The sequence below is a fragment of the Brevibacillus sp. TJ4 genome (genome assembly GCF_044627595.2).
In the GTDB taxonomy this organism is placed as follows: domain Bacteria; phylum Bacillota; class Bacilli; order Brevibacillales; family Brevibacillaceae; genus Brevibacillus.
Genome location: NZ_CP185865.1, coordinates 486,163 through 511,703, shown reverse-complemented (window position 1 = coordinate 511,703; position 25,541 = coordinate 486,163). Strand labels below are relative to the sequence as shown.

The window sequence follows — 25,541 nt, the reverse complement described above, 5'->3', positions numbered from 1 at the left end:
GATAGCTGGTCCTCAAGCCTGACCAGCGTGCCTATTTCCGCGGTATCCCAGCTTTCTCGAGATTTCCGCTGCTGCTTCTTTCACATACCCGGCGATTTCACTTTCTTTTGTGTACACAATGCGATTGATCGGTCCTGCGCAACTGATGGATGCAACTGCATTGCCTTCGTGGTTGAAGATCGGAGCGGCAAAGCAACGCAACCCCAGCTCGATTTCCTGATCGTCTGTGGCATAGCCGTTTTCCCGGATGCGCTGCAATTCGGTCTTGATCCCTTCCACGGTGGTAATGGTGTACGGGGTGTACGACACCATCTCGGTGGTACGAAGTATGTCATCTACTCTCTGTTCGTCCAAGTAGGCCAAAATGGCTTTTCCTACCCCGGTACAATACATCGGGGCACGCTTGCCAATCTGCGAATACATGCGCAGGGAGGACGGTCCCTCCAGTTTTTCCACGTAGACAACCTCATGCTTGTCCAAAATGGTCAAATGCACCGTTTCTTTTACTTGTTCGACTAACTTGTGAATAACTGTGGATGATAGCTTGCGAATATCCAGTTGATTGCCTACGAGGTTGCCCAGTTCAAATAACTTAAGTCCCAGCCTGTACTTTTGATTCTCCAGGTTTTGTTCCAAAAGGCCGCGATACTCCAATGTTTTGATCAGACCATGCACTGTGCTTTTCGACAAATGGAGTCTCTCACTTATTTCTTTTACACTCAATTCAGGTGTCGAGGCGGTAAAAAGTTCAATGATGTCAATAGCCCTGTCAACAGATTGAATCAAGCGTTCTGTCATACTTCCCCCTCCCTTCCGCTTATTGTTCGACATTATCGAACGTCGTTCGTAAATATCGACGCTTATGGGATTTATTATAATTGAACTTTTCTGTCTGTCAATTTTTTTGCGACAAATTTTTTGAAATTTCTACCTTATTCGATATTATCGTATATAAAGGCGATAATGCCGAACGGGTGGCACATAACGCTCACATTTGCTTTTGGCAGAAAACCGTTCTCTGTTTCATAGTGCTAAACATTGCTGTTCGGGAGCTGGAGCATCTCATGGAGCGATTGACGATTACAGCAGAACGCGCAACGATCGAGGGGACATCTCCCGCGATGCGACAGCGAAAGAAAAAACACCGATGCCCCCTCGGGCTGTGCCCAAGAGACGCCGGTGTTTTGCCTTTGTAATGTAGCTGATTATGTGGCAGCTTGGCGAGAAGCGCTAGTCGTGTTCATCCGGGTCTATACTTCCGCATGAACTCCCCCACTCACCCCTTTGCTCGCAAATGCTCCAGGAAAAACTGCACAATCTTTTGGTTCATCGTGATATGGTTGCTCACTTTCTCCGTAAAATGTCCTTCGTCCTCAAAGATGTGCAGGTCGACAGTCTGGCCGCGCCGCGTCATCTCCGCAACCAACTGTTCCGCTTCGCTCACGGGAACCCGCGTGTCGTTTCGACCGTGGAAGACAAGCAATGGAGCTGTGATCTTTTCCAGATGATTGATCGGGGCGATCTCTTCGAAGAAGTCGCTGTCCTCGTCAAGCGACCCGTATTCCGCCTCGCGCAGCTTTCGCCGCCACTCCCCCGTATTTTGCAAAAACGTGCGGAAGTTGCCGATCCCGACAATATCGACGCCCGCCGCCCAAATGTCGGGATAATGCGTAAGCGCCGCCAGCACCATGAATCCTCCGTAGCTTCTGCCCATGATGCCGATCGCCTGGGGATTCACCTCACCTAGCGTCGACAATTCCTTTGCCAGATACGCCAGGTCGGCTACGGAATCCATGCGCTTGCGTCGGTCATCCAGCGTGATATAGGTGCGGCCGTAACCGGAGCTGCCACGCACATTGGGCGCGACGACGATAAAGCCCTGATTGGCCAAATACTGAAACACCGGATGGTACTCGGCGCGAATCTGGCTTTCCGGTCCCCCGTGGACGTAGACGACGACCGGGCGCTTTTCCTCGTTCCCCTTGGCGTAGAAAAAGTACGGGACTTCCAGCCCGTCGAACGATTGGAATGTGCGCAGCTCCGGCTCTACCAGGGTCGGCGCGATCGTCTCCGAGTGGCTGATATGCGTGACTCGCTCTGCCAGCTTCCCTGCCCACCCGTAGGTCCAAATGTCGCCGGGCACAGTCGGGCTGATCAGGTCAAAGGCGATCCGATCGTCGGACAGCCAGGCGATGTGCTTGATGACACCGCTCGGGATGCCTTCTGCCCGCTCCCTTTTCCGCTCCGTCAGGGAATAGGCATACAGTGCCGAGATGCCGCCTTCGTTGACGGTAAAGGCGCATGTTTGCTGATCTGCGGAGAGCTTGTACAGCTCCACATCCCACTTTGGAAAATGCACGAGGCACTCCCAATCCCCTTCTTCCAGGGAAAAACGGTATAGCGCAGCAGTATCGCTGTCGCGGTCTGTAATGATGTATCCGTATTCGCCATCCTTGCTGATCTGAAGCGACTGATAGCTTGCTGGCCTGCTGCAAATCCACAGACGTTCCGCCGTACTGGTCTGCAAGTCAAGCACCGACAGCTCGTTGTCCAGATTGCTCGTCGCTACGCTGAAATACAGCTTTTTTCCGTTCGGATGCCAGCCGACCGGACGGCAGGGACCGTCGTAGCGGTATACCTCTTTGCTTTCTTTCGTATCGACGTTTTGCGTAAACAGGTCGAACTTGCCGGGATGGCGGCGGTTGCTCGCCCAGGCGATATACGTCCCGCACGCCGACCATCCGCCGAAGTAGTGAAAATACTGCGGGGCGTCTGTCAGCGGCTCGACGACGGCTCCATCCTCTTTGACGAGATAAAACTGGATGCGCTCGTCTCCTTTATTGTCCATGCCGACCACCGTTTTCGTTCCGCAGGGCGAGTGATGCACCTCCACGACGCGATCCGGCAGCGCGGTGATCTGCTGTGCGGCTGCCTGCTCGTCGTTCCAGTGCCAAAGCTGCGCCGTTCCCGAAATTTTGCTTAAAAAGGTGATCGTCTGCCGATCGGGGATGACACCGAGGTCGTACGCTGTGTTGACTTGCAAATAATCCAGGATCATGGTGCACGCCTGCCTTCCTTTTTGGCTTCTTGTCCAAAATATTTCTGACAGTTCTGATAATATCACACAAGAAGCATTGACACCATGCCAAGCTCAGCATGTATGATGGAGGAAATCACCGTCTTTTTTGGGGAGGTATGGACATGCAGCTCGAACGGGAAAAAGCGATGGCCGATGAGGTGAGACAAGACGTCATCGCCTGGAGGCGCCATTTTCACCGCAATCCGGAGTTGTCGTTTCAGGAATCAAGAACAGCCGATTACGTCTATGAGACACTGCAGCAATTTGGCGGCATGCAGCTATCCCGACCGACCAAAACGAGTGTGGTCGCCCGGTTGATCGGGGATCGGCCCGGTCCGGTGCTCGCCTTTCGGGCTGACATGGACGCGCTGCCGATTCACGAGCAAAACGAGGTCGACTACGCTTCGGAGGTTCCCGGCGTCATGCACGCCTGCGGACATGATGGACATACCGCGATACTGCTCGGAGCAGCCAAGGTACTGGGCAAGTATCGCGACAGACTGTGCGGCGAGGTCCGCTTTCTGTTTCAGCACGCGGAGGAAATGCCTCCCGGTGGCGCCATCGAGCTGGTCCAGTCCGGCGTGCTGGACGGGGTCGACATGATCGTCGGGGCACACCTGATGTCCCATCTGGAGACCGGGAGCATCGTCTTGAAAAAGGGAGCGCTATTCGCCGGGGGAGACTTGTTTTCCATCACGATTCAGGGAAGAGGCGGTCACGGCGGGCTGCCGCATGAAGCAGTAGACAGTGTCGCCATCGCCGCCCAGGTCGTCACCAACCTCCAGCAAATCGTCTCCCGCAACGTCGATCCGCTGGAAAGCGTCGTCATCTCGACCACGAAAATCATCGGCGGCGCGACGAACAACGTCATCCCTGATTCGGTCGAATTGGGCGGGACGACCCGCTATTTCAAAAACGAGTGGAAAGAGACTCTGCCCCGCCTGATGGAGCGCATCGTCAAGGGAGTAACAGACGCACATGGCGCTTCGTACACGTTTCAGTACAACAACGGCTACCTGCCGCTGACCAATGACAGCGATGTGTGCAGGCGCATCGAGGAGGCTGGTATTGGCGATCTCGGAGCAACGCTGATCACGGACATGCGTCCGCTGACGGTCGGCGAAGATTTTTCCGCCTACCTGCAAAAGATTCCCGGCTGCTTCGTCCTGATCGGCTCGGGCAACGCGGAAAAAGGCATCGTCTATCCGCACCACCATCCGCGCTTCGACCTCGATGAAGACGCGCTGTCCATCGGCGTGAACATGTACGTACGCATCGCTTCGCACATCCTGCGGTAAATCCCGGATGCGTGCAGCAGCAAGCACCCAGGCAGCAGCGATCTGCTTTGCTTTCCAGAAATCACATGCGCTTCCCATTTCGTTTGAAAGGTAGAATGGATGTATGGATACCTTATTGCGATTTACCCGGCAAAGCGAGTCTGTCATCGCCTTGGGCGAAGCAGACGCACAGTTGAACAAGCTCATTCACGTGATCGGCGAACTGGAGCTGACAGTGCGCCACAACCACTTTTATTCGCTGGCGATGTCCGTAATCGGCCAGCAGCTATCAGCCAAGGCAGCCAGTACGATTCGCAAGCGGGTCAGCCTGCTGTGCCCGGAATTTTCGCCCGAACATGTCCTGCAGATCCCCGTCGAGCAGCTTCGGGAGGCAGGCGTGTCCCGCCCGAAAATCGCCTACATTCACGATCTGTGCGGGCGTATACAGTCCAAAGAACTCGATTTTGGCGGCATCCATCAGCTCAATAACGAGCAAGTCATCCAGATGCTGACCGCTGTCAAAGGAATCGGGACCTGGACCGCCGAGATGTTCCTGATCTTCTCCCTCGGTCGTACCGATGTGCTGTCTTTGGCAGATGTCGGCCTGCAGCGTGCAGCCAGATGGCTGTACGATACGCCGGATGCACTCGCCCAGCACGGCCCGCGCTGGAATCCGTATGCGAGCGTCGCCTCTCTCTACCTGTGGGAATCGATTGACCGCGGATTGGTCGATTCCGGTGCCAGCATCGACGAGCTGTATCAGTCCGCATCGCAATAAAAGAGCTGTTCGTCCAATATTACCAGGACGAACAGCTCTTTTTCCCTTTACCCGTGTATGGCACGGCCCGTCGCATTCGCCACCGCTTCCGTCACGGCTTCTGACAAGGTCGGATGCGCTGCAATCAAATCCTCCATCGCATCTGTCGTCATCTCAGCGTGCAGCATGAGCGTTCCCTGGCCGATCATTTCCGTCGCCCGCGGGCCGACAATCGACATCCCGACGATCTCATGGTACGTTGGCTCGACGATCACTTTTACTTTCCCTGCCGGCTCTTTGCCTATCAATGCCTTGCCGTTGGCTGAAAACGCGAATTCGCCAATGCGGACATCTCCGTACTGCTCTCTGGCCTGGGCTTCTGTCAGTCCCACACTGGCGATCTCCGGCGACGTATAGATGCAGCGAGGGACGGCTCGGTAGGAGACGCTTTTCCCTCGCCCGCAGGCGTGGAGCGCTGCCACTTCTCCCTCGTGAAACGCCACGTGGGCAAGCTGCACGCCGCCAATCACATCGCCGCAGGCGTAAATATGCGGGACGTTCGTCTGCATATGTTCGTTTACCTCGATGCCTTGACGGGAATAGCGCACCCCGATGCGGTCCAGCCCCAGTTCCTCCACGCGCGGCCTGCGGCCAATCGCCACGAGGACACGCTCCGCCTGTATTTCCTCGATCCGGTCCTTTGCTTGCACGGTCGCCGTTTTCGTCGCCGCCTGCACGCTTTTCAAGGCAGTCCCGGTATATACCGCGACTCCCGCGGCTGTGAGCTGTTTGGCCAGCACTTCTGCGATGTCGCGGTCTTCACCGGGCAGCAGATGATCTGCCAGCTCGACGATCGTCACCTTTGTGCCCAACCTGCTGTAGATGCTGGCGAATTCACAGCCGATCACCCCTCCGCCGACAACCAGCATGCTGGCCGGAATGTCTGGCAATGACATGGCCTGGCCGCTGTGGAGAATCCAGCTGCCGTCAAAAGGAGCAAAGGGCAGCTCGATCGGCGCTGAACCGGTCGCGATAATAAACCGATCCGCCGTAATCTGTTCGTCTCCTTCCGGCTTTTCCACCCACACTTCTCGATCTGTTACGAAGGCTGCCTTGCCGCGGACGACTTGCACCTTGTTTTTCTTCATCAAATATCCGACACCGAGAACGAGCTGCTTCATCACGCTGTCTTTGTGCTGCTGGACGCCCGGCCAGTTGACGGACACCGCACCTTCTGCCACATCGATGCCGAAAGCTGTGGCATGCCTGATCGTTTCATACGTCTCCGCGCTTTTCAGAAGCGATTTGGTCGGGATGCACCCTTCGTTCAGGCACGTCCCTCCCAGTTGCTGCGACTCAATCAAGGTCACCTGCTGACCGTTGCGGGCTGCCGTTATCGCAGCCACGTACCCGGCTGGTCCACCACCGATCACGACTACAGTTCCCACGGTTCTCCTCCTTACAACAACAAGCTATACGGGTTTTCCAGGTACTCTTTGACACATCTCAAAAATTGAGCGGCAGGCGCTCCGTCGAGTACGCGGTGATCGAAAGTCAGGCTGAGCGGGAGCAGGCTGCTACGCACGAGCTCATCTCCCCGGTAGACCGGAACCGTCTCGATCGCACCGACTCCGAGAATCCCGGCTTCCGGAGGGTTGAGAACAGGCGTGAAGTACTCGACCCCGTATGCACCGAGATTGCTGATCGTAAACGTAGACCCCTTCATCTCGTCGGCGTCGAGCTGATTGTTGCGGGCCCGTTCACCAAGCGATTTGATCGCACGCGAGATGCCCAGCAGCGACAGCGTGTCTGCGTGACGGATCACCGGGACGACCAGTCCCCTCTCCAGTGCCACTGCAATGCCCAGATGGACATGCCCGTACGTCTCGATTCTCGCCTCTTGCTGGTCGGTGAGATAGGCGCTGTTCATCTGTTTGTGCTGCTGCAAGGAAAGCACTACGGCACGGGCGATGAAGTCTGTCACGGTGAGCTTTCCTTCCTGGCGTCTCTTTGTCTCTTCTGCCAGTTGGCTTTGAAGCGAGAGCAGCTCGGTGACATCGGCCTTGGCTGTCATCGTCAACTGGGCGCTCTGCTGCAGACTTGCCAACATTCGCGTGGCAATCACCTTGCGCATGCCGGTAACCGGACTGCTTTCCACCCTCTCCTGTGAAGCAGACGCGGACGTCGATGCTGCAGCGGCGGCAGGCGAAACAGCAGGAGAATCAACGGGCGAGGCTGTCTCTTGCCGACCGGCTGCGGCTCCTGACGCCAACGCTTTTTCCACATCCTCTTTTGTGATTCGGCCTTGGGGACCTGTTCCTACGAGCAACTCCAGGTTCAGCCCGGCTTCTTCGGCAATTTTTTTGGCAACTGGTGAAATTTTCAGACTGTTCCCTTTGCGTGCTGCAGGGGCTGGTCCGGCTTGCTCCTGCACGGCTGCAGTCGCCGCTACCTCTTGATCCTGCGTCGCTGCCGCAGCCGGTTGCGCAGGAGATGATGTCTCGACTTGCTCGCCCTCCTGTCCGATATAGCCGAGAACCGTTCCATACGGGACCACGCCGCCTTCGTTGACAGCGATGGCAAGCAGGATTCCATCCCCGGGCGCTTCCAGCTCCATCTCGATTTTTTCCGAGCTGATGTCGACGATTCTCTCCCCTTTTGCAACCGCCTCACCCACTTTCTTTTTCCAGGCGATTACGGTTCCTTCTACCATGGACATTCCCAATTTCGGCATGATGACTTCTACTGCCATGATCCAGATACCCTCCTTCGTACAATGTTGTGATGTTCGGGCACTCCTGTTGGACTTGCAGGAGTGCCCTGTGCCCGATCAGGATACGGCCATGATGGATGCGTCCCCAATCAGTTCGGAGACGACTTCAATCACTTTTTTCGGCGTAGGCAGATACAGATCTTCCAGAGGCGGCGAGAACGGAACCGGCGTATGCGGCGCTGTGATGCGCTTGATTGGCGCGTCCAGCGAGTCGAAGCCTTTGTCAGCGACGAGCGCGGCGATGTCGGTAGCGATGCTGCAGCGCGGGTTGGCTTCGTCGATGACGATCATGCGGTTCGTCTTGGCGACCGAGGACAGGATCGTCTCCTCATCCAGCGGAGAGAGGCTGCGCGGGTCGACGACCTCGATCTCGATCCCTTTTTTCGCCAGCAGCTCTGCCGCTTCCAGCGCTGTATGCACCTGCTTGCCGATCGCCACGATCGTCACATCGCTACCGGCCCGCTTGATGTCTGCCTTTCCGAGCGGAATCGTGTAGTGACCTTCGGGGACCTCGCCCATCTTGTTGTACAGCGTCTTGTCCTCGAAGAAAATAACCGGGTCGTTGTCCTCGATCGCAGCCAAAAGCAAGCCTTTGGCATCGTACGGCGTGGACGGCACGACGACCTTGATCCCCGGAATATGGGTGAACATGGCGTACAGGCTCTGCGAGTGCTGGGCGGCAGCCCGGAAGCCTGCGCCGTGCATCGTGCGAATCGTGACCGGGACTTGCGCCTTGCCGCCGAACATGTAGCGGAATTTCGCCCCCTGGTTCATCACCTGGTCCAGGCAGCTTCCGATGAAATCGTTGAACATCAGCTCGGCAATCGGCCGCAATCCCGTAGCGGCAGCAGCCATCGCAGCCCCTACATACCCGGCTTCCGTAATCGGCGTATCGAGCACGCGGTCGCGACCGAATGTCTGGACCAGCCCTTTCGTCACCCCGAGTACGCCGCCCCATGCTTCATCGTCCTGCAGGTGGTCGACCTGCGCTCCCCCTGCTACGTCTTCTCCCATCAGGATGACATTCTCATCCCGCTCCATCGCGATGGTCATCGCTTCATTGATCGCTTTTGAAAAACTGATTGTTCTCGCCATGCTTTCTCCTCCCTTCGCTTAGTACGACACGTACACATCCGTCAACAGTTCATCCGCTTCCGGATACGGACTCTCTTCGGCGAAACGGATGGCCTGTTGGATCGCTTGCTCGACAGATTCCTCCATCTGCGTCAATTCCGCTTCCGCAAAAAGCTGCTGCTGCGCCAAATAGTCGCGGAACAGCCTGATCGCATCCTGCTCGTTGCTGTGTTTTTGTTTGTCTTCCTCCGTCTTGTACTTCTGGGCGTCTCCTTCAAAATGGCCGTAGTTGCGGTACGTGATGCACTCGATCAGAGTCGGTCCCTCGCCGTTGCGCGCTCTTCTCACTGCTTCTTCAGCGACGCGGTACACTTCCAGCACATTCTTCCCGTCCACTGTCACGCCGGGGATATTGTAAGCGATTGCACGATCGGCGATATTCGTGCAGCTCGATGCGTACGTAAACGGCGTCGCTTCCGCGTATCCGTTGTTTTCGGCGACAAAGATCACAGGCAGCTTCCAGATCGCAGCCAGGTTGATCCCCTCGTGGAACGTCCCCTGGTTGTTGGCTCCATCCCCGAAAAAGCAGACGCTCACAGCCCCGGTCTTTTTCAGCTTGGCGGTCAGCGCAGATCCGCATGCCAGCGGGAATCCGCCGCCCACGATGCCGTTTGCGCCGAGCATCCCTTTGTCCAGATCGGCGATGTGCATGGATCCGCCTTTTCCTTTGCACAGGCCTGTCACCTTGCCGTAAATTTCGGCCATCATCCCGTCCAGATCACATCCTTTGGCGATGCAGTGCCCGTGCCCGCGATGCGTGCTCGTGATCGAGTCCTTGTCTTCCAGATGGGCGCCGACTCCCACCGCGATCGCTTCCTCGCCTGCGTACAAGTGAACGAACCCGGGCAGCTTGCCCTGGCCGAACAGGAGATGTACGGCATCCTCAAACTTGCGGATCTCCAGCATTTTCCGGTACATCCATCTCGCCTTGTCCTGCGACAATATCTTGTTTTCTTTTGCCGTTACTTCCATACGATCTTCCTCCCATCTTCATTCATGTCCTCAGCGCTTGCACACCATCACATTCACTCTGACAGCCTGCCCCCCTTTCCTGCCGGGTGCTACCTACCCGTATAGCAACTCGTATGCCAATGCTGGCAAGCGCTGCAATCACGGGAATATGCGGACGACGTCCCCGCCTGTGTCCCACAAAAGGCGGTACAAAATGAGACATTGTCCCAATTTGTCTCATTTGCTCCCAGGTCCGTTTTGGGACAAAAAAAAAAGCCACCGGTGTGCAAAACCCCGGGGCGATTCCTGCCCGTTCGTTTGCCAGCACCAGCGGCTATGAGGTTGTACGCTCTTGTGCATGTAGCGAATACCGTCTGCGGTACTCATCGATTGTTTTTTGCACGTCCTCCGGGTCGAGCGCGGAGTAGCTCCGATACTCGCCGGACAGGTGCGTGGCCAGCTCCTGCTTGACCGCATCGACAAACGATGCTGCACTCGCCTCTCCGACCAGCTCGCTCAGACTGGTCATGCTGGCAGGTTCCACGATGGGATGGTCCGCGCCTGCTTGTGAAGACGGTGCCGCAGCCTGCTCGTAGAACGCCTGGACGAGCCGCCCTCGCTCCTCCCCGCTGCCTTCGACGATCACGAATGCCTGGATTATCACTGCCCGGGTCAGCCTGCGCTGGGCGATGCCACACAGTTTTTTTCCCTGCACACTGACGTCAAAGTCGCCGGGACAGTACGAACCGCGCACCTCTCCCGTGCCGATCTGCAACGACCAGCGCTCCAGGCAGCGGCCAATCAGCTCCGCCATCAGGACGAAATGGCGCTGCGCGTCGAGATCGCCCTGACGGTTGGGCACGATCAGCGAGAGGTTCACTACGCCCGGGTCCAGCGGTACGGCTGCCCCTCCCGAATTGCGTACGGCGACCGAATATCCGTGGCGTTGCAGCCAACGGACCGCCTCCTGCGCGCGGGGAAGCCTCCAGTCTCTCGTTCCCAGCACAAACGCCCTCTCGTGTCGCCACAGGTGAACGGCAGGTTCCAGCCCCCCGTCCCCTGTCCTTCTCCCGTATACTTCATCGAAGGCAAACGGCATCATCACATCGCCGGTCATGGCGGCAGCAGTCGTATCGATTGCGCAAAGTGCGGCTGGCAAATTTGCTCCGGTCATGTCGTCTCCTTTCTTGGGCTGCTACAGATTGTACTTTTGCAATTTGCGGTAAAAGGTGCTGCGCGGAATGCCCAACAGACCAGCAGCAGCGGAAGCGCTTCCATTTGTTTTCTGCAAAGCCTGGATGATCGATTGCTTTTCAATCTCCTCGCGGTAGGTCATCTTGCCAGCGCGAACGGTTCGCTGGATGGATGAATTGGTTTTGCTGTCGCTCGTCGTCGTCACGACTGGCGCTGCAGGGCTCGCCTTGCCCTTTGCCCCGGTGTGGAACAACTCCTGGAGGACGTACGGGATGTCTTCTTCCTCGCAGACGCTCAGGCGGTCGAGCATATTGAACAGCTCCCGGATATTTCCGGGCCAGTCGTATTCCAGCAACTGCGGCATGACAGATGAGATGACTGGCAGCTCCAGCTTGTTTTTTCGGCAGTAATAACGGATCAGGTGAGGGATGTCTTCCTTGCGCTCGCGCAGGGGCGGTACATAAAGGGGAAACACGTGCAGACGGTAATACAAATCTTCGCGGAATTTTCCCTCCTGCACCAGCCGGGCAATATCCCGATGCGTCGCGGCAATGACGCGGATGTGTACCGGTATTTCCGAGGTGCTTCCGATGGGTACGACTTTTCGCTCCTGCAAGACGCGCAACAAAGCAACCTGCATCTGATGCGGAATCTCCCCGATCTCGTCGAGAAACAAGGTTCCTCCATGCGCCTGCTGCAGCTTGCCTTTGTATCCGTGGCGGCGCGAACCGGTAAACGCCCCTTCCGCGTAGCCGAACAGCTCGCTTTCGATCAGGTCCTTGGGGATGGCGCCGCAATTCACAGCGACGAACGGCCCCGAGCGCTGCGGGCTGTTTTCGTGGATGGCGCGAGCGACGAGTTCTTTGCCTGTGCCGCTTTCGCCGCGGATACACACATTCATGCTGCTTTGGGCAATGCGCTCAATCTGTTTCAAGACACGCAGAAACGCCTTGCTCGTTCCCGTCTCTCCCTGAAAGCGAATGTTGGGGAAGGAAGCGGGCAACGACATCGAATAGCGGACGTTCATGGCCGTATCCCCCAATTGCACACAGTATCCGAGCAGCCTCCCGTGTCTCCGGGAGTATACAGGAGTTCGTTTTCGCTCGGCGTACTCGTATTCGCGCAACAGGTTCTGGTAGTCGCATTTTCCCGACCAGGACGACATTTTTTGGCGCACGGTCTTGTTGGCAAAGATGACCTGCTGCTTCTGGTTCAAAAAGACGACAGGCTGGCTCGTTTCCGCGATCTCCCACGTACAGCGGATCAGCTCCAACTCGTCCTGCTCGCGCCTTCTGTTCCACTCCTGCTCGACCGTATACGCGATGGAGGAAACGATCGCGAGCATATTGGGATGACTTTGTTCCACCGGGCAGGAGATGTCGAGAATCCCTGCCAGCCTGCCTTCATCGTCGTGAATCGGCGCCGCTGAACAGCTCCATTTATGCGATGCCATCGAGTAATGCTCCGTACCCGTGACCAGGATCGGCTCTTTGGCATGGATCGCAGTCCCGATCGCATTCGTTCCTACCTCATCCTCCGTCCAGCGCACTCCTTCGACAAAGTTGATGTCCCCGGCGTATTGCAAGATCGGTTTTTTCCCTTTCATGGAAAGGACATAGCCATCAGGATCAATCAGTATGGCGATCATTCCGGTGTCTTCAATGAAGGTTGACATCTTCTCTACATGCGGCCGCGTGACGTCGAGCAATTCCTGGTGTCTGTGCTTTTGCCTCTCGAATGCCTCGCCGGTCAAAATGTCCCGGCCAATGCCCCGATAAGGATCCACGTACCTGTTTTTGCAGCGAATCCACGACTCCGTGATCCGCTTGTTGATGCGTGAAGAGTCAATCACACCTTCTTGTACAAAACGTTTCCACATTTTCGTCGAAAGCGTTTCGTTAAACAAGGAGCCGCCCCCCTTTGCCTGTTCCCATGAATCAACGGAATTACTTATAGCTTACCGTGTCCGCGTCTATTTCTCAATATTTTGACAACGGCTGTCAAACAAAAGAGAGGCAATTCCTCGCCTGCCCCTCCTGTCCGTTACGGCTCTTTATTCTTGAATCCAGACACGACAAATTCCCAATCAGCCAAAAAAGCGGGCCAGAGGTTCGGACGCCTGCGTACCGCTAACGGATGGTAGGAAACAGCCGTCTTCACGCCCCGCGGCAAATGCCAGGCTTGCCTGAGCGTCTTTACGTCAGCCTCCTGATCGCCAAAGAACATCTGAGCCGCTACATTGCCCAAGCAAAGGACAATGCGGGGAGACTTGCTCTCCAACTGGGCAAGCAGATGCTGCATGCAGATCGTCCTCGCCTCCGCCTTGTCGTACGCCTTAGTCGGCCGACGCTTCAACACATAGGTGACGTATACATCGCGTTCGCCAAGACCAGCCTGTAGAACCGCTTGCTGCAAGGTCTCCCTCGTTCCACAGACAAACGCGGTCCCGTCCCGCTTTTCTCTTGCCCCCGGATTATCCAGCACGACCATGATCGGTGCATCCGGATTTCCTTCACCCCAGACCACTCTCGATCCGTGCTTGTAAAGACCGCAATCTGTACAGTCCTCGACACCTGCCGGGGGATTCTCTTCTGCCCAGATCCTCGGGCACTGATCGCTCATGCCGGCCACCCTCCATCTCGGTTTGTTCATACCTAGCATGGGAGGAATGGCATTTTTTCAAACCGTCTGCCTTTCACCGGGCAGCCTTATCCAGCGGTACGCTAGCCTCGCAGAAACTGATCGAGGATCTGATTGAACTTCGCATCATGCTCCCAGAACATCATATGCCCGCCCAGCACTTCCACTGCCGACTTCGGCGCGTGGCGTTCGACGAAGCGTTTGGCTGTTTCGGCCCAGTGCTCCGCCACGATGGTCAAGGTCGGTACCGACTCGCTTGCCAGCCTGGCTTCTTCCCGGTAGTCCGAGAACATTCCCGAGGCAAACAGATTGGCCGCGATATAGTGCGGCGTTTTGACGGATTGCTCCACGATCCAGTTCAGCTCGTCTTCGGCAAGCTCCCGCTGGACCATCACTTCTTTTGCGTACATGGCGATAAACTCGCGCTGCTTCTCGGCATCTCGCAAGTAGTGGGTATAGACGGCAGCGATCTCGTCGAGCGGTCCTTCCACCCAGTCCTGTTCGTGATTGACCGAAAGCGGCTTGGCAGACAGGTCGACGAAAACCAGCGAGCGGATGTTTGCCGTGCCGAACTGCCGGATATACTCCCACATCGTCAGGCAGCCAAACGACCAGCCGACCAAGGTCACGTCCGTCAGCTCCAACGCTTCGATCACTTTTGCCAAGTCTGTGCCATGTGTCGCATAGTCATTGCCGTGCATCGCAATCGACGATCTGCCGTGGCTGCGCGGATCGATGACGATGACCCGGTTCGTTTTCCGGAAGTGGGCGATCTGCTTTTCGAACACCTCTGTCGTAAAGGTCCAGCCCGGGATAAAGACAAGCGGTTGGCCGCTCCCCACGTCCTGGACAAAAATTTCCACACCGGAATCGACTTTGATGTATTTTCCTCCTTCGAGCATTGCGGTAGCCTCCTTTTTTTCCGAATTGCAAGACTTCTCGTTAGACAATTCTAGGGGGGCGGGGGTAATACCTGCTTTGGCGAGAACACTCCCCAGCCCCCGTTACCCCTACGCAGCAAAACGAATGCCGTTTACAGCGTGTTCTTTTGGGAAACGATCATGGCAGATTATTCTGTGCCGTATAGCAGCCCTTTGCTTTCAAGCCGTCTCACCGATCGCAACCGGTACAACACGACAGCCGTCACACAAAGCAGACCTCCCGCGATCATAATGAGCAGTCCCGTCCCTCTGCCGCTTCCCGTGCCAATGAGTGTTCCGACGCTGTTTTCCAGCAATCCCCCATCGACCAGCAAAGGAGTGAACACAAAATCCGCAAGTACGCCCGAAGATGCATACGCGACCACATACCCCAACTGGGAGATGACACCAATCAGCCCCCAGGCGCGTCCCTGAACGGAATTGGCAATGTTCGTGCGAATGAGATAATCCAGGCTGCTATTGACAAGCGGAAGCATCGCAAAGAACAAAAATCCCGAAACGCAAATCCATACAATATTTTCACGCATGCCAAACAGTGCCATAAACAAGCCGGCACCAAACAGAGACAGCGAAAGCACTTTGGCGAAACCCTTTTTGACCGGAAGGACGCCGATGAGGAGGCTGGTGACCAACATTCCCGAAGCTGCAATCGTGATGACCGTTCCCAAGGCGGCACTGTCCGTAAAGGCAAGAACCATCGGCACCGCGAGCGTCTCGATAAACCCGATGAAAAAGACCATCACCGAGGTCATCATCACGAGAACAAGCACGCCTCTGTCTGCGGTAATCGCGCTCCAGCCGTCCTGGAATTCGCGGAGAAATGACTTTGCCTCCTGCTCATACTTCTTCGCCTCCAGGCCTTTGCGTACGACGAGCGTGCATGCGACAGTTACGACAATGGTGCAAATATCGATGAGCAGCAGCAGTTTGATATCCGAATAAGCCAGCAGCACCCCCGCCAGGATGGGCGAAATCAAAAATTTGGCGGAGCTGGCCACCTGCACAAGACCGCTCGCCTTGGTGTATTGCTCCTCTGTCAGCAAGTCGGTAACGGTAGCTTTAAATGCAGGATCGAGCAGCGATGAAAACACAGAGCTGATCGTCACACCCAGACAAATTTGCCATAGCTGCACATCTCCCTGAAGCATGCAAATCAAAATAAAGACAAGCCCCATTGCTGACAGACCGTCGCCCAATACGAGCAGCAGCCTGCGGTCATACCGGTCCGCCAGCACCCCTGCCACTGCGCTTAGCAACAGAGACGGCATAAATGCAAGCAGGGTGACAAGAGCCGTTGCCGACGCCATGCCGGTTTGCTCAAATACATACACCCCAAGCCCGAACGCCGTCAGCCCGCTCCCGATCGCCGAAATAAACTGCCCCGACCACAACAGGAGAAATTTTCGGAACGCATTTGCCGGATTATTCATGGCCTCCTCCATTCCCACCGCCCAACACCGCCATAATCTCCATCAATCCCCCGCTTTCGACGCCAAGCAGCCTTTCCAGGTTGAAAACGAATGCCTGCAAACGCCCGGCACGCTCTTCGTCCGTCAACGAAACGAGGTCATCATCGAAAACGGCACTCGTATAGACCACCACCATTTCCATACATTCGTACGGAAACGGCGTGCTGAACAGCCCTTGCTCGATGCCCTCGCGGATGATTTCCGCCAGGATCGGAGGAACGCCATTCACGACGACTCTTTGTATTTTTTGATGCATCAGCGCATTTTGCGGCTTGTGGATATGCTCCATGATTTCGTGGCTGCCCCCGCCGCTTATTTTCAGTGCCATAATGACGCGAATGATGCGCTCTACTACGGGTATGCTTTTGTCTGCGGCAATTTCCTGCGCCGCCCCTAACATCCTGGCGCTGTACCGTTCGATCAGCGCATCCATGATGTCTTCCTTGGACTTGAAGTGATGATACAAGGTCCCCCGCGCGATCCCGACCTTTTGGAGAATGTCGTTTGTGCTTGTGCCATCAAAGCCCTTCCGGCCAAAAAGCTCATCCGCCGCGTCAAGAATCTCGTTTTTGCGTGCTTCCGCTTCTTTTACAATTCTCATTGCCGTACCTCCCACTATAACCGACCGACATCCTGTCGGTTATAGTGTAGCATGTTGGGGTGGGGTGTCAAGGTTTTCTATGTTGCGTAGAAAAGACACCCCAAAACAGGTGGATTTTTACTATATGGAGGCAGGCAGGTTCAAACTCCTGTATAGCCTATAACAGTAGGGACAAATGGCAGGTATAAAGAAAAGAATTATATGCCTAATTATAGGAAGAACGATATAATAGATGTGTAGGAATATTCCGAAAATGATGAACAAAATAAAACTGCCCTTAGGCAGTTTCTCTTACGCATATTCGAAGAGCCACGCTATCAATGGAAAGAGTGGCTATCCTTCTGGAACACTCTCCGCTATCTCAAGGAAAGAGGATCGTATTCCTGTTTAAATTGTACCAAATACCGTTAATTTTAGTCAATGCCATAATCCAGGGGGGATTCGTGTGAACGATGTAACGCTGCGAATTTTCTTCGACGAAAGTGGAAAAAGAACGAACAAACCCAATTTAATGGGTGGACTGTCTATTCCCTCAGATTTATATGAATCAGACAAGTTCCAAACATGGAGTCAAAAATTGCGTGACGGTGAAGTCAGGTTTCATTGGGTAGGATTTACAGGTTCTGCTCAAATAAGAGACAACATGATGGAAGTTATGAATTTGGTTGCTCAATACCGTAAAATGCTCAAATTTAACATTATCAATTACGATTACACGATCCTGAGTGCCAACACCTCCTCCCCAACTATCATTTCTCAAATTGTGTACTCAAAATTTCCCGAACGCCTAATTTATGGACTATTACGAGGCTATGGCAAAAACATTTCAATTGAGGCAGACATTTGTATAGAAGAATCTACAGAGTATCAAGATATACGCCTTAACGACACAATAAAAGAACAACTCAATGTTCAATCGATTTACCGCGGGGAACAGTTTCGTGTAGTAACCAGCTCTCTCGTTCCAAAAGGAAAGGAAATCGGTTTAGAATTAACTGATTTGTTGCTTGGTTTTGTTCGAACCATTATCTTAAATGAGCCTGACTCAAAATCGAATACTGTAAGTGCAAAAAATAATTTAATCATTCAATTGCTGAAAAATAATGAATTCCTTTCATTTATGGAGAGTTTCCGATTGTTTGAGTGGACACGAACCCGAGAACTCAATGAAACTAGCTTTGCAGATTACTTGCAAATATACTTAGCATCACATCATAGTAAATACATGTAACTTCTTCATTTGTACCTGTTTCTCTTTCAGGTGGCGTAATTAGTATTTGTAGTGGTTATTATCGTTACACCTTACATATTAGGGTTGCGGATATCAGATATTCTATAAATTAATAGGAACGGATTCAAATCAACCTAAAAAAGCTGACCCCTGTAGAATACAGGCGTCAGCTTGCTGCCTAACGGCCGGGGTTTTTCTTACTGTCTACAAATTGGGGTCTTGACCAGGGATGGCCCGTTTCAATGATGCACCGCAGTGGACCTGTGCAGCTCTACTTTTTCTTGGCTCCGATGCCATTCAGGATAACAGGTTTTTCCCGTCATCCCCCCTTACCTTGTGGCTGATATGTATGGCGGAAGCGGGACGGTTTACGATACTCCTCTTTTTTACAAGCGATAAAAATCGTGCAGTTTATAGGCAAGCATCAAATTAAATCTTTCTTCTGCATCCTCAAGATCCACCTTCAGAAGCTCACTGATTCGTTCCAGCCTGTACTTTAACGAACTCCGGTGAATGAAGAGATGTTCAGAGGTTTCTTTTAAATTTCCATTCATCATCAAATAAACTCGTAGCGTGTCGAACAATTCTTTCCCCTTCCCTTTGCTGGATTTCAACAAGGGACTAAGGTAATTGTCAATAAATTGTTCTGCGATCATCGTGTCCTGCAGGTTGCTCAGAACGATATAAGAACCCAAGCTGTCAAAGTCGATGAATCCCTTGTGCTGAAAACGGCTCTCCGCTATTTTTAAAGCCTGCATTGCTTCTTTATAGCACCGGTAATAATGATCGATTTTTTGAGTGCTGGAACTGATGCCTAAGTAAACTTTTGCTCCCTTTTCATGAGAAAGCGTGATCGTTTTTAATTGGCAATAGACCCGTTCCCATTCGAAATGCTCCTCCCTGCCCCCTTGATCTGGAACGATCAGGATAAACAAGCCTTCCTTGCGTGTAGCCACAATACTTGGATAGTGCCGGGACAAATGCTCGCGAAATCGCTCCCAGATCAAGGTCTTCTTTGCCTCGATTTCCATGAGGTCTGATTCTTTCTCGATACTTTCTTCAAAGGAAAACGAAATAACGGCAACCTTATGAGGCTCGAACACATTCAGCTTGAACAGGTTAGCATACTGAATGACTCGCTCTTTATCCTGCATGTTTGGGACGAACAACTGGTTCAAAAAGCTTTCCTTTACCTGATCCTTGGCATCGAGGATTAGTTTTTGTTTGATAAACTGCGTGGCATACACATTGAGAGCATGGTTTAATGTCATGTGAAGCACGGCATCAACGTCTTCCTTCTGGATCTGTACAGCCAAATAGCCGAGCAATTCCCCACCACCTCGGATGGTAAAAAGGCCAAACTCGCTCCCATCTTCCAGCGTGAACCATTGTTCCATGCTGCTGCTTTTTCGAATTTCATTGCTCCTTGCCTCTGCCTTTTGAACAATAGATTGGATTGTATGCTCAGAAGCATCAATCGGAGCAAAATCCATCGTTCGCACGAACCTGTCGAACAAGATCACAGTCCGTTCTATCATTTGCGAAAGCGATGAAGTAATTTCACGAAACCCTTCCCCTATCAGAGTTTGCTTGACCAGCTCCTTCTGGTGTTCCATGAACTTTGCCAAGCGCGCTTTGCTTTCCCGTTCATTTTTGTACAGCCTTGCGTTTTCGATCAAAACAGAGACGTGGGAACATATGAGATGCAGGAGTTCGGTATCCTCCTGGGTAACGATCCTGTTTTGTTTCTTCTTTACGTGCAGTACACCAACCGTCTTCAAGTTAACGATGAGAGGAACAGTAGTTTCGCTCTCCCCGCACCGATCTAAAAAGGGGAAGTATTCGTACAGGCTACGGTTGTGTTCGATCTGTATCGCCGTTGGAAGAGTAACGAAGCCGTAGGCCGCCGGGTGAAGGACAAAACAGCTCTTGGTCTCATCAAAGAGATACATACACGCCGCTTCGGCTTCCGTCCCTTTTCCCGCTCTCTCGACCGCACTGCCAACCAACTTCTCCAATGAAGAGCCCAGGGATACATTCTCTTGCAGCCACTCCATCCCTTCCAGTTTCTTTTTTTCCTTTTGTTTATTCATCGCGATACCGATCGCCGAAACAATATCTTTCCCAAATTCAACGAACACTCTGTTTGCATCCTCAAACAAAGGGACAAAGCTGCGAAACCCGACTAAACAAACCCCGTAACTGTCTGAATCCTGTTCTTTAATCGGAACCGTAAACCACGTAGCAAATTTCTCTGCCTCGATACTTTCGTAAAAACGGCACCGTTCGTCTGCTTTGATAATATCGTAACACCAAACCGGGCTTTCCAAAAAACGGGGCGAACAGCCTGTGTGATGCAGCGGAAAAATCGATTCGAAAAGCTCCCCTTTTCCTTTCGCTACTTTCTTGTATAGACGGTCTTCTTCCCGAAAAATGATTGCGACATAATCACAAGAGAACTGCTTCCAAAAAGCATTCACCAGGAAGAGAAGGGTTTCTTCCAATGTTTCGAATTGAATCAATTGTCTGGCAGTTTTTCGCAAGTGGATATTGAGCCTTTCCACCAACGCACTTTGCTTTTTGTTGTCTACCACATAATCACCTCAATTCTATTCACACATTGTTATATTCATTATAACCGCTTGAAAGAAAAAAGCGCCTCTGTTGTCCCTCTTGTAAAAGGCAGAGAGATTTCGGCGCATGTACAGTTATACGGATTCCATCAGTGCATCCTTCAGCTTCATCTTTTGAATCTTTCCGCTAGCAGTCATCGGTATTTCTTCTACGAACACCACTTTGCTCGGAAGCTTATAGCTGGCGAATTGAGGTCTTAGAAATTCAGTGATCTCCTCCACCGTACAGGTAACCCCATCCTTCAACTTGATGGCCGCACAGACAAGCTCCCCCATGATGGGATCGGGAAGCCCGACAATTGCCACTTCCCTTATTTTTGGATACTTGCGCAAGACATCCTCGATTTCCTGCGGGTAGATGTTATATCCGCCTTTGATAATCATGTCTTTTTTGCGTCCCACAAATCGAATATACCCCTCCTCATCCATCGTCCCCAGGTCCCCCGTGTAGTACCAGCCATCCTTGTCAATTGCCAGTGCGGTTTGTTCGGGAAGCTGGTAATAGCCCTTCATCAGTCCAAAGCCTCTGTAGGCGATTTCCCCGGTAACACCTGAAGGTACCGGCTCTCTCTGTTCATTGACAATCCGTATCTCGACCCCATCAATCGCTTTCCCTACTGTATCCAGTACATGATGGCCCTTAGCTTCATACGGAGTAAGCGTGACGCTCCCCGTCTCTGTGCTTCCGAAAGAAACACAAAGATTCATCCCCATCCGCTCTCGAACCGCTTGAATCGTTTCGGGAGGGCAAAAGGCAGCTCCCGTAATCCCTGTTCGCAGCGAAGACAAATCGTAGGTTGCGAAATCGGGATGCTGCAGTTCCATTGCAAGCATCGCGGGTACGGCATGATGCACGGTACCTTTTTCCTGCTCGATTAACTGAAGGGCCGTTTGCGGGTGATATTTGTCCAGCAACACCATTTTCGACTGGAAATAGACGGCTGACATTAGATTGCATGACATCCCGAACACATGAAACAGAGGAGAAACGATGATGAACACATCATCCTCATCGCATTTCAGGCTTTTGCCGATGGCCATTCCGGATTGAACCACGCTTCGATGCGTGATCATGACCCCTTTTGGCGAGCCTGTAGTTCCGGATGTGTACAGAATGCAGAAAATGTCGTTGTCGGGATCGGGAATAACCGAGGGAAAAGCTGTTTGATACTCTTTCTTCATCAACTCAGATAAGGATGGATACCCTTGTTTTTCGTATCGTACGGTGACAACTGTTTCCACTAGAGCAGCAACAGATTCGAATCCGACTTTTTCAAAATCCTCGCATACAAAAACCACTTTTGCTCCGGAATTGGCCAGAATGTAATTTACTTCATGAGCACGGTATTTGGGATTGAAGGGAACGAGGATCGCACCTACTTTGGCGATGGCAAAAAACAACGCAACAGTCTCGTGCCAGTTGGGCAAAGAAACCGCCACGCGATCTCCTTCCCTGATGCCCAAAGAAACCAGCGCGGAAGCCAGTCGATGCACCTCTTTTTGCAGTTCGCCGTAGGTCAGTCTGCGAGAAAGATCATAGATCGCTTCTTTGTCAGGTGTTCGTTCTGCCGTCTTCTCCAAAAGCTGTGAAACAGACAAAACTCGTTCCAGCGCCATCTTTTGATACCCCTCTCTACAGTCTTTCCCATATAGCTGCTATGCCCTGGCCTCCACCAATGCATAGCGCAGAAGCACCGTATTTTTTGCCTCTTCGGCCCAATTCATACAAGAGAGTCAAAGAAAGTCTTGCTCCCGAAGCAGCCAGCGGATGCCCCAAAGCGACAGCGCCGCCGTTTACATTGCCGATGGCAGGATCAAAATCCAACTCCTTCTGGCAGGCAAGATACTGTGCCGAGAAGGCTTCGTTTATTTCCACCAAATCAAGGTCTGCGATGGACATCCCGGCCTTTCGCAGCGCTTCCCTGATCGCGGGAACAGGACCAATTCCCATAATTTTGGGTTCCACTCCAGCTACCGCCCATGAGACGAGTCGGCCGATTGGTTGCCATCCGCGTCTTTGCGCGTATTCGGCCGACGTGACGACGAGTGCCGCTGCCCCATCGTTAATACCGCTCGAGTTCCCGGGCGTAACAAGACCATCTCTCTTGAACCTGGATGCCGCTAGCACCGACAGCTTCTCCATGCTTGTTTTCCGCGGATGCTCATCCGTATCGACCGTTCTGCTTTCCTTTCGCTCGTGAACCGTCACCGGGACGATCTCGTTTTGGAAGTAGCCTTTTTCGATCGCATTCAACGCTTTTTCATGACTGGCCAAAGCGTGCTGGTCCAGTTCCTCTCGGGTAAAACCGTGAAGCTCAGCCAGATTTTCGGCTGTCGTGGTCATAAAGCATTCCCCATGTGTATCGTATAGCGCTTCATACAAATAATCCCTCATCGGATTTTCAAACAATGGCACTCCCCAACGGGCGCCCCGAATAACATGCGGGATCTGGCTCATATTTTCTGTTCCGCCCGCCAAAGCAACTTGGGATTCACCCGTCATAATCATCCGTGCCGCCTGCGTAATCGCTTCCAGGCCAGAGCCGCATAAGCGGTTGACCGTCAGTGCAGGCACCTCCAGCGGTACCCCCGCTTTCAGGCCGACATGGCGTGCGGCCAATACGGCATCGGGACTAGACTGTATGACATTGCCAAATATCACTTGGTCAATTTCCTCCGGCTCAACCTTGGAGCGTGTCATCGCTTCTTTGGCCACGTGCACTCCCAGGTCAATGGCGGAAATGTCTTTGAAGGAGCCTCCGAATTTGGTAAACGCAGTGCGGGCTCCGTCCAGAACCACGATTTCTCTACCTGTCATGACGCATTTCTCCTTTCACACTCTCAGACACGACCGGATTGGAAAACGACCCGATTTGCTCGATGGAAATCGTAATGACATCCCCCTGCTTGATAGGAGCTACCCCATCGGGCGTCCCTGTCGCAATAATGTCACCTGGCTCCAAGGTCATGACATGGGAAAAAATCTCCACCAACTCCGCGATGCCGCAAATCATGTCCTTGCCATTTACCTTTTGTCTTTCCTCGCCGTTAACGGTTAGCACCATATCCAGCTGTTGCGGGTCCTTGATCTCTTCTGGCGTAACAATCCACGGCCCCATCGGAGTAAAGGTATCGAAGGATTTCCGCAGGCATCTTTCTTCTTCGTTTTGTTCATCCGGACGCAGTGTCACGTCATTCAAACCCGTGTACCCGAAAATGTAGTCATAGGCTTGCTCGGCCTTCACGTTTTTTGCCGTTTTTCCGATGACGAAAGCCAACTCCAGCTCGTGGTCGAACCGTCGTCCTTCTTTGCTCGCCGGCAGAACGATCGTGTCTTCCGGTCCGATCAACGATGTATTCGCCTTGAGAAAAAAACCTAACCCGCGTGCGGTATTCTCGGCCTTCATTTCCTGTTTGTGAGCGATATAGTTGACCGGAGTGGCGACAATCTTGCCTGGACGAGATACAGGGTGGCGCAGGCGAACATCAGTGAGCGAGTGGGACGGCATGTCAAGAACATGCTTTGCAATCGTCTCTTTGCAGTCCTCATAGCGGCGAATCAAGTCGACCATTGGGCAGGTATGGGCCGGCTTTCCATCGTCCATCAAATCCCCAATCTCGTAAATCTTGTCTTCGATTACCACTCCCAGCTGAAAGTCGTTAAACAATGCGAATTTCATACGTTTCCTCCCCCTTGACTGCAAGCGCGTTAGAGTGTGATTGGTTCAAATACGCTTTCAATCTGTTGATACCCGCCGTTTTCTTGCAAGACATCTTCTTTTTCCAGCCCTAGCAGCTCCATTACCGGCCGGTCATTTAAGGAGAACAGGAACGAGTCCGCTTCCCCGCTGTTGTGATGCTCATGCCAACTCCATGGCGGGACCACGAAGAAATCACCCGAAGACCACTCGAATTTTTGCCCGTTGATAACGGAGTACCCAGTGCCTTCCAGCACGTGATAAACGACACTGTGAACATGCCGATGGGCTCTCGTGTGAAATCCGGGAGGGAGCTTTTGCATGGATGTCCCTAATCTCGCATCAGCAGAACCGCCTGTCGTCGGATTAATATAATCAACCGCGTAACCATCGTATGGATCAGGTTCAAGTTTGCCTAAATCATTGATTGTTTTTTCAATATTCGACCATTTGTAGTTAATAAGAGGGGAAGGATATCCGTATTTTTTTCGCTCCGAAATGGCTCTCACTCCACTCGCATAGCGAAGAACGGAACGATCCGGCTCTCCGGTCACAGGATAGGTGTCATCGTGATAGGGCTCAAAAAACGAACCCGTTAATGTTTTCACCAACCCTACATCAAGTCCGTCCATCCAGAAAACAGGCTCCGTCCCTTCATGACCGTGATCATGCCACGTCCACGGCGGTGTCAAGATTAAATCACCCCGCCGCATATAGGTTTTCTCTCCGTCTACCGTGGTATAGGCCCCACCATCCCCCTCGATGACAAAGCGGATGGCTGCCTGCGAGTGGCGATGTGACGGGGCGATCTCACCCGGCAATAGCAACTGGACGCCCGCGTACAAGGTATTGGTGGCATATCCGATTTTCCCCTCTTTCAAGAGCGAAGGGTTTTGCAAATAGATCACCCGACGCTCACTTGCCCTTCCGAGGGACAACAGTGAACCTGCCTCCAGCAAATAGTTGCGAATCGTCTGCCACTTCCACAAATAAGCTGTGACGCCATTCGAAGGCTGCGGAGTGACCATTTCGCCAATGTTGTCCCACAACGGTCCCAGATGAAGACCAGCCAGCTTGTTTGCAAACTGGTGCAACGCTTCTTTCGCTTCCGAAGTGCTCATATCCGTGTAATCCTCCTTCGACAGATCGCTTCATTTTTCAAC

Annotated in this window: 20 protein-coding genes and 1 pseudogene; 4 read left to right on the top strand and 17 right to left on the bottom strand. The window is 53.1% G+C overall.

What is annotated here, in order from left to right; translation table 11 throughout:
- Nucleotides 1-12: 12 nt before the first annotated feature.
- Both ACAF76_RS02310 and ACAF76_RS02305 read right to left on the bottom strand, forming a co-directional pair.
- The gene (locus ACAF76_RS02310; RefSeq protein ID WP_400162435.1) at nucleotides 13-798 is read right to left on the bottom strand and encodes an IclR family transcriptional regulator; all 786 of its coding nucleotides are present in this window, start codon (nucleotides 796-798) and stop codon (nucleotides 13-15) included.
- Between the two features lie 478 nt (nucleotides 799-1,276).
- Complete coding sequence (locus tag ACAF76_RS02305; protein WP_400162434.1) at nucleotides 1,277-3,058, bottom strand: S9 family peptidase; 1,782 nt, start codon at nucleotides 3,056-3,058, stop codon at nucleotides 1,277-1,279.
- 143 nt (nucleotides 3,059-3,201) lie between these two features.
- Here ACAF76_RS02305 and ACAF76_RS02300 point away from each other — a divergent pair, with 143 nt between their 5' ends.
- Together ACAF76_RS02300 and ACAF76_RS02295 are read left to right on the top strand one after the other, a co-directional pair.
- Nucleotides 3,202-4,377: an amidohydrolase gene (locus tag ACAF76_RS02300; RefSeq protein ID WP_400162433.1), complete on the top strand. Its 1,176-nt coding sequence runs from the start codon at nucleotides 3,202-3,204 to the stop codon at nucleotides 4,375-4,377.
- 103 nt (nucleotides 4,378-4,480) lie between these two features.
- Nucleotides 4,481-5,134, top strand: coding sequence for a DNA-3-methyladenine glycosylase family protein (locus tag ACAF76_RS02295; RefSeq protein ID WP_400162432.1), 654 nt, complete (start codon nucleotides 4,481-4,483; stop codon nucleotides 5,132-5,134).
- 47 nt (nucleotides 5,135-5,181) lie between these two features.
- Here the strand turns inward: ACAF76_RS02295 and lpdA are convergent, their stop codons facing one another.
- From lpdA to ACAF76_RS02245, 10 genes are all read right to left on the bottom strand, one after another.
- Nucleotides 5,182-6,561, bottom strand: a complete 1,380-nt coding sequence (gene lpdA / locus ACAF76_RS02290) for a dihydrolipoyl dehydrogenase (protein ID WP_400162431.1) — start codon at nucleotides 6,559-6,561, stop codon at nucleotides 5,182-5,184.
- An 11-nt stretch (nucleotides 6,562-6,572) separates the two neighbouring features.
- Nucleotides 6,573-7,865: a dihydrolipoamide acetyltransferase family protein gene (locus ACAF76_RS02285; protein WP_400162430.1), complete on the bottom strand. Its 1,293-nt coding sequence runs from the start codon at nucleotides 7,863-7,865 to the stop codon at nucleotides 6,573-6,575.
- A gap of 78 nt (nucleotides 7,866-7,943) precedes the next feature.
- Complete coding sequence (locus ACAF76_RS02280) at nucleotides 7,944-8,981, bottom strand: alpha-ketoacid dehydrogenase subunit beta (RefSeq protein WP_400162429.1); 1,038 nt, start codon at nucleotides 8,979-8,981, stop codon at nucleotides 7,944-7,946.
- 18 nt (nucleotides 8,982-8,999) lie between these two features.
- Complete coding sequence (locus tag ACAF76_RS02275; protein WP_400162428.1) at nucleotides 9,000-9,992, bottom strand: thiamine pyrophosphate-dependent dehydrogenase E1 component subunit alpha; 993 nt, start codon at nucleotides 9,990-9,992, stop codon at nucleotides 9,000-9,002.
- Between the two features lie 313 nt (nucleotides 9,993-10,305).
- Nucleotides 10,306-11,145 (bottom strand): biotin/lipoate A/B protein ligase family protein, encoded by an 840-nt coding sequence (locus ACAF76_RS02270; RefSeq protein WP_400162427.1) that lies wholly within the window; start codon nucleotides 11,143-11,145, stop codon nucleotides 10,306-10,308.
- A 21-nt stretch (nucleotides 11,146-11,166) separates the two neighbouring features.
- On the bottom strand, nucleotides 11,167-13,071 hold the full coding sequence (locus ACAF76_RS02265; protein ID WP_400162426.1) for a sigma-54-dependent Fis family transcriptional regulator: 1,905 nt from the start codon (nucleotides 13,069-13,071) through the stop codon (nucleotides 11,167-11,169).
- Nucleotides 13,072-13,208: 137 nt separating this feature from the next.
- Nucleotides 13,209-13,787 carry a uracil-DNA glycosylase gene (locus ACAF76_RS02260; RefSeq protein ID WP_400162425.1) on the bottom strand — a complete coding sequence of 193 codons (579 nt, stop codon included), beginning with the start codon at nucleotides 13,785-13,787 and terminating at the stop codon, nucleotides 13,209-13,211.
- Between the two features lie 101 nt (nucleotides 13,788-13,888).
- Nucleotides 13,889-14,707, bottom strand: a complete 819-nt coding sequence (locus ACAF76_RS02255; RefSeq protein ID WP_400162424.1) for an alpha/beta fold hydrolase — start codon at nucleotides 14,705-14,707, stop codon at nucleotides 13,889-13,891.
- Between the two features lie 167 nt (nucleotides 14,708-14,874).
- Entirely contained in the window at nucleotides 14,875-16,176 is a 1,302-nt protein-coding gene (locus tag ACAF76_RS02250) for an MFS transporter (RefSeq protein ID WP_400162423.1), read from the bottom strand.
- Nucleotides 16,169-16,816, bottom strand: a complete 648-nt coding sequence (locus ACAF76_RS02245; protein WP_400162422.1) for a TetR/AcrR family transcriptional regulator — start codon at nucleotides 16,814-16,816, stop codon at nucleotides 16,169-16,171. Before ACAF76_RS02245 ends, ACAF76_RS02250 begins: the two co-directional genes overlap by 8 nt.
- A gap of 445 nt (nucleotides 16,817-17,261) precedes the next feature.
- Here ACAF76_RS02245 and ACAF76_RS02240 point away from each other — a divergent pair, with 445 nt between their 5' ends.
- Both ACAF76_RS02240 and ACAF76_RS02235 read left to right on the top strand, forming a co-directional pair.
- Entirely contained in the window at nucleotides 17,262-18,047 is a 786-nt protein-coding gene (locus ACAF76_RS02240) for a hypothetical protein (RefSeq protein WP_400162421.1), read from the top strand.
- Nucleotides 18,048-18,163: 116 nt separating this feature from the next.
- Nucleotides 18,164-18,229: pseudogene (locus tag ACAF76_RS02235) on the top strand (IS3 family transposase); the annotation flags it as partial.
- Between the two features lie 204 nt (nucleotides 18,230-18,433).
- Here the strand turns inward: ACAF76_RS02235 and ACAF76_RS02230 are convergent.
- The 5 genes from ACAF76_RS02230 to ACAF76_RS02210 all read right to left on the bottom strand — a co-directional run bounded on the left by ACAF76_RS02230 (nucleotide 18,434) and on the right by ACAF76_RS02210 (nucleotide 25,499).
- The gene (locus tag ACAF76_RS02230; protein WP_400162420.1) at nucleotides 18,434-20,641 is read right to left on the bottom strand and encodes a helix-turn-helix domain-containing protein; all 2,208 of its coding nucleotides are present in this window, start codon (nucleotides 20,639-20,641) and stop codon (nucleotides 18,434-18,436) included.
- Nucleotides 20,642-20,755: 114 nt separating this feature from the next.
- Complete coding sequence (locus ACAF76_RS02225; protein WP_400162419.1) at nucleotides 20,756-22,297, bottom strand: class I adenylate-forming enzyme family protein; 1,542 nt, start codon at nucleotides 22,295-22,297, stop codon at nucleotides 20,756-20,758.
- 16 nt (nucleotides 22,298-22,313) lie between these two features.
- Nucleotides 22,314-23,498: an acetyl-CoA C-acetyltransferase gene (locus tag ACAF76_RS02220; RefSeq protein ID WP_400162418.1), complete on the bottom strand. Its 1,185-nt coding sequence runs from the start codon at nucleotides 23,496-23,498 to the stop codon at nucleotides 22,314-22,316.
- The gene (locus ACAF76_RS02215; RefSeq protein ID WP_400162417.1) at nucleotides 23,488-24,360 is read right to left on the bottom strand and encodes a fumarylacetoacetate hydrolase family protein; all 873 of its coding nucleotides are present in this window, start codon (nucleotides 24,358-24,360) and stop codon (nucleotides 23,488-23,490) included. The genes ACAF76_RS02220 and ACAF76_RS02215 overlap by 11 nt, the downstream gene beginning before the upstream one ends.
- Nucleotides 24,361-24,389: 29 nt before the next feature.
- Nucleotides 24,390-25,499: a cupin domain-containing protein gene (locus ACAF76_RS02210; protein WP_400162416.1), complete on the bottom strand. Its 1,110-nt coding sequence runs from the start codon at nucleotides 25,497-25,499 to the stop codon at nucleotides 24,390-24,392.
- Nucleotides 25,500-25,541 lie beyond the last annotated feature (42 nt).

Coding starts and splice junctions, on each gene's coding strand:
- ACAF76_RS02215 (WP_400162417.1), bottom strand. CDS start 24,360: ATGAAATTCGCATTGTTTAACGACTTTCAGCTGGGAGTGGTAATCGAA.
- ACAF76_RS02305 (WP_400162434.1), bottom strand. CDS start 3,058: ATGATCCTGGATTATTTGCAAGTCAACACAGCGTACGACCTCGGTGTC.
- ACAF76_RS02250 (WP_400162423.1), bottom strand. CDS start 16,176: ATGAATAATCCGGCAAATGCGTTCCGAAAATTTCTCCTGTTGTGGTCG.
- ACAF76_RS02310 (WP_400162435.1), bottom strand. CDS start 798: ATGACAGAACGCTTGATTCAATCTGTTGACAGGGCTATTGACATCATT.
- ACAF76_RS02295 (WP_400162432.1), top strand. CDS start 4,481: ATGGATACCTTATTGCGATTTACCCGGCAAAGCGAGTCTGTCATCGCC.
- ACAF76_RS02245 (WP_400162422.1), bottom strand. CDS start 16,816: ATGAGAATTGTAAAAGAAGCGGAAGCACGCAAAAACGAGATTCTTGAC.
- ACAF76_RS02275 (WP_400162428.1), bottom strand. CDS start 9,992: ATGGAAGTAACGGCAAAAGAAAACAAGATATTGTCGCAGGACAAGGCG.
- ACAF76_RS02220 (WP_400162418.1), bottom strand. CDS start 23,498: ATGACAGGTAGAGAAATCGTGGTTCTGGACGGAGCCCGCACTGCGTTT.
- ACAF76_RS02210 (WP_400162416.1), bottom strand. CDS start 25,499: ATGAGCACTTCGGAAGCGAAAGAAGCGTTGCACCAGTTTGCAAACAAG.
- ACAF76_RS02255 (WP_400162424.1), bottom strand. CDS start 14,707: ATGCTCGAAGGAGGAAAATACATCAAAGTCGATTCCGGTGTGGAAATT.
- ACAF76_RS02225 (WP_400162419.1), bottom strand. CDS start 22,297: ATGGCGCTGGAACGAGTTTTGTCTGTTTCACAGCTTTTGGAGAAGACG.
- ACAF76_RS02280 (WP_400162429.1), bottom strand. CDS start 8,981: ATGGCGAGAACAATCAGTTTTTCAAAAGCGATCAATGAAGCGATGACC.
- ACAF76_RS02270 (WP_400162427.1), bottom strand. CDS start 11,145: ATGACCGGAGCAAATTTGCCAGCCGCACTTTGCGCAATCGATACGACT.
- ACAF76_RS02285 (WP_400162430.1), bottom strand. CDS start 7,865: ATGGCAGTAGAAGTCATCATGCCGAAATTGGGAATGTCCATGGTAGAA.
- ACAF76_RS02260 (WP_400162425.1), bottom strand. CDS start 13,787: ATGAGCGATCAGTGCCCGAGGATCTGGGCAGAAGAGAATCCCCCGGCA.
- ACAF76_RS02300 (WP_400162433.1), top strand. CDS start 3,202: ATGCAGCTCGAACGGGAAAAAGCGATGGCCGATGAGGTGAGACAAGAC.